We start from the raw sequence: 3,869 nt of genomic DNA on the forward strand, positions 1-3,869 counted from the left end.
GGCCTCTGCCCACCTCTCTCTGGAGGCTGTACGTTGCGTACGTCACCCCCCAACTCCCCCCACATACGCGGCAACTGGCGCAGACTCGGCGCCGCCGCCACCGCGACCGCCGCACTCCTGCTCGCCGGACTCGGCACCGCGGCCCACGCAAGCGCGGCCGTCACCCCCCACAAGGTGACCGCCAAGACGATCGCCGCACAGGTCGCCAAGGCCCACGTGCAGTACACGAAGATCGGCTGTGCCGCGACCCCGAAGAAGGGCTACGCCGCGTGCAACGCCCTCCGTGTCACCGGCGGCACCACCGCCTTCATGGAGAAGCAGGCCGCGCTGAAGGGCATCGCGCCCAAGACCATCTCCCCGAAGGCCGCCTCCGACGACCCCACCGGCTACGGCCCCTCGGACATTCAGTCCGCCTACGGCCTGGACGACGCGGCCGCCGACAACGGCTCCGGCGAGACCGTCGCCATCGTCGACGCCTACGACGACCCGAACGCCGAAGCGGACCTCGCGACCTACCGCTCGTACTACGGCCTCTCGGACTGCACCACGGACAACGGGTGCTTCACCAAGGTCAGCCAGACCGGCTCGACGACCTCCCTCCCCTCCGCCGACAGTGGCTGGGCCGGCGAGGAGTCGCTCGACCTCGACATGGTGAGCGCGACCTGCCCGAACTGCAACATCCTCCTAGTCGAGGCCAAGTCGGCGAGCGACGCCAACCTCGGCACCGCGGTGAACGAGGCCGTGAAGCTGGGCGCGAAGTTCGTCTCGAACTCCTACGGCGGCTCGGAGTCCTCCTCCGACACGTCGTACGACACCTCGTACTACAAGCACGCGGGCGTCGCCATCACCGCCAGCGCGGGCGACGAGGCCTACGGCGCCGAGTACCCGGCCGGTTCGCGGTACGTCACCTCGGTCGGCGGCACCGCCCTCTCCACGTCCTCCAACTCCCGCGGCTGGACCGAGTCCGTGTGGAAGACGAGCAGCACCGAGGGCACCGGCTCCGGCTGCTCGGCGTACGACGCGAAGCCGTCCTGGCAGACCGACACCGGCTGCACCAAGCGCATGATCTCCGACGTCTCCGCGGTCGCCGACCCGGCCACCGGCGTCTCGGTCTACGACACCTACGGCGCCGACGGCACCGGCTGGGGCACCTACGGCGGCACCAGCGCCTCGTCCCCGATCATCGCTTCGGTCTACGCGCTGGCCGGCACCCCCGGCAGCAGTGACTACCCGGCCTCGTACCCGTACGCCGCGGCCGGCACCTCCGCGCTGAACGACGTGACGAGCGGCAACAACGGCTCCTGCTCGACGAGTTACTTCTGCACCGCCAAGTCGGGCTACGACGGCCCGACCGGCTGGGGCACCCCCGAGGGCGTGTCGGCCTTCACCGGCTGACCGCACTCCACTCCAGAACCTCCCCGTCGGGTCACGGGGAGCCGCCGGCAAGAGGGGGACGTGGGGTCCCCTCGGCGGAGTACATAGCAACGGGCCGCGGCAACCAGCCGCGGCCCGTTCGCCGTGCCGCACGCCTCATGCCGCACGCCCCGCGTCCCCTGCGCCCATGTGCTAAGTGACTGCGTGACCAGTGGAAACACCATGGAAATACTGTGAGTTGGGTCAAGCGGGCGCCACTCGATGGCCATCGGACAGCCATCGGAAAGTAAGGCCCACACCCCGTTCGGCAATACGGAGGTCAGGATTCCAGCAGCCTCTTGTTGTCGCGTACTCAACAAGGGATCGTCATCGCGGGCCGCCCCCCACCGCCGGGGAAACCGGACCGGCGACACGCACCCGCACCGCCCCTGTTCCACCAACTCAGGAGGCTGCACCTTGCGTACCACGACCCCCAACTCCCCCCACACGCACGGTAGATGGCGCCGCACAGGGTCCGTCGTCATCGCCACAGCCGCACTCGTCTTCACCGGCCTCGGCACCGCCGTACAGGCCGACGCCGCGGCGAGCGCCACCACCTCCACGAAGGTGACGTACGCCGCCACCCCCTGTGCGACCCCCAAGCACACGGGCGACCTCACCTGCAAGTCCTACCGCGTCACCGGCGGCCTCACCGCCTTCCAGAAGATGCAGGCCGCGAAGACCGGCATCACCCCCAAGGCGGCCGACGCGTCGACCCCCTCCGGCTACAGCCCGACCAACCTCCGGTCCGCCTACGGCCTGACCTCCGCCGCCGCCTCCAACGGCTCCGGCGAGACGATCGCGATCGTCGACGCGTACAACGACCCGAACGCCGAGGCCGACCTCGCCACCTACCGTTCGTACTACGGCCTTTCGGCCTGCACGACGGCCAACGGCTGCTTCAAGAAGGTCAGTCAGACCGGCTCCACGACGTCCCTCCCCACCAGCGACGCCGGCTGGTCCGAGGAGATCTCCCTCGACCTCGACATGGCGAGCGCGATCTGCCCGCTCTGCAACATCACCCTCGTCGAGGCCACCAGCGCCAGCTACGCCAACCTCGGCACCGCCGAGAACGAGGCCGTCGCCCTAGGCGCCAAGTTCGTCTCGAACTCCTACGGCGGCTCCGAGTCCTCCTCCCAGACGTCGTACGACACCTCGTACTACAACCACGCGGGCGTGGCCATCACCGTCTCCTCCGGTGACAGCGCCTACGGCGCCGAATACCCGGCGACCTCCCGGTACGTCACGGCGGTCGGCGGCACCAAGCTCTCCACCTCCTCCACCACCCGCGGCTGGACCGAGACCGTCTGGAAGACCAGCAGCACCGAGGGCACCGGCTCCGGCTGCTCCTCCTACGACGCCAAGCCCACCTGGCAGACCGACACCGGCTGCACCAAGCGCATGGAGTCCGACGTCTCCGCCGTCGCCGACCCCGCCACAGGTGTCTCCGTCTACGACTCCTACGGCGTCACCGCCGGCTGGTACACCTTCGGCGGCACCAGCGTCTCCGCCCCGATCATCGCCGGCGTCTACGCCCTCGCCGGCACCCCGGCCAGCGGCACCTACCCCGCGCAGTACCCCTACGACTACGCGGGCACCTCGTCCCTCAACGACGTGACGAGCGGCAACAACGGCACCTGCACCACGTCGTACTTCTGCACCGCCACGACCGGCTACGACGGCCCGACCGGCTGGGGCACCCCGGAAGGTGTGTCCGCCTTCGCCAACTGACGGACGGTGACCTGCCCCCCACCCTGAACTGATCACCAGTCACATGTCGTGCCACAGTGGGTCGTGGGGGCCACACCTGGCACGGGAGAACGGGCCGCGGCATCCAGCCGCGGCCCGTTCATCATGAGAACATCGAGGCGAACCCAATCCAGTAATCAGGGGCTAACGACCGAACCACGGACAGGTTCCGCACCGGAATCGTTGCCCGGCGTTACCTACCGTGATACACAGAGTGACCGTACGGGGTATTCGTACGAAACCCGCCAATCAATGACGCCAAGTCGACATCGCACGGCGCCTTTGTCGGCGACAATGATGCCTGACCTCTGCGCACCTGCAGGGGATGCGGAACTACCCACCAGGGGCGGTGACTTACATGCTCTTCGCGGCCGACAAGGGAGACATCAACACCATCATCGGGGGGATCGCTCCGGACTGGGGCCCCTTCGGCAGCCTGGGTAACGAGGCGAAGGTGATGATCGAGGTCGTGATGGCGGTCGCCATCCTGCTCTGCCTCGGTATCGCCGTATGGGGTGCGGCCAAACAGCGCATCGGCGCGACGGCGCTCCGCGACACGTTCAGCGCGGAACAGGGCAAGGGACTCATCGTCGCCGGCCTGACCGGCGTCTTCATCATCGGCTCCCTCGGCACCCTCTTCACGATCGTGTACGGCATGGCCGTATAGCCGAGCCCGGCCAGTCCCCTTCTCCCACTCCTCCCCACCC

Annotated in this window: 3 protein-coding genes; all 3 read left to right on the top strand. The window is 68.6% G+C overall.

All coding sequences use genetic code 11. From position 1 onward, the window contains the following. The first annotated feature begins 33 nt into the window (after window positions 1–33). The 3 genes from AC31A1_RS48250 (at window position 34) to AC31A1_RS48260 (ending at window position 3,829) form a co-directional block, all read left to right on the top strand. Entirely contained in the window at window positions 34–1,395 is a 1,362-nt protein-coding gene (locus tag AC31A1_RS48250) for a S53 family peptidase (protein WP_489659400.1), read from the top strand. 435 nt (window positions 1,396–1,830) lie between these two features. Further along, a complete protein-coding gene (locus AC31A1_RS48255; RefSeq protein ID WP_489659401.1) occupies window positions 1,831–3,144 on the top strand; it encodes a S53 family peptidase in 1,314 nt (437 codons plus the stop codon). A 376-nt stretch (window positions 3,145–3,520) separates the two neighbouring features. Then, on the top strand, window positions 3,521–3,829 hold the full coding sequence (locus AC31A1_RS48260) for a DUF8827 family protein (RefSeq protein WP_019065418.1): 309 nt from the start codon (window positions 3,521–3,523) through the stop codon (window positions 3,827–3,829). Window positions 3,830–3,869 lie beyond the last annotated feature (40 nt).

The organism is Streptomyces sp. P5F9 (genome assembly GCF_057961495.1).

Bases quoted from the DNA above. Each gene is read 5' to 3' on its own strand.
- AC31A1_RS48260 (WP_019065418.1), top strand. From the start codon at position 3,521: ATGCTCTTCGCGGCCGACAAGGGAGACATCAACACCATCATCGGGGGG.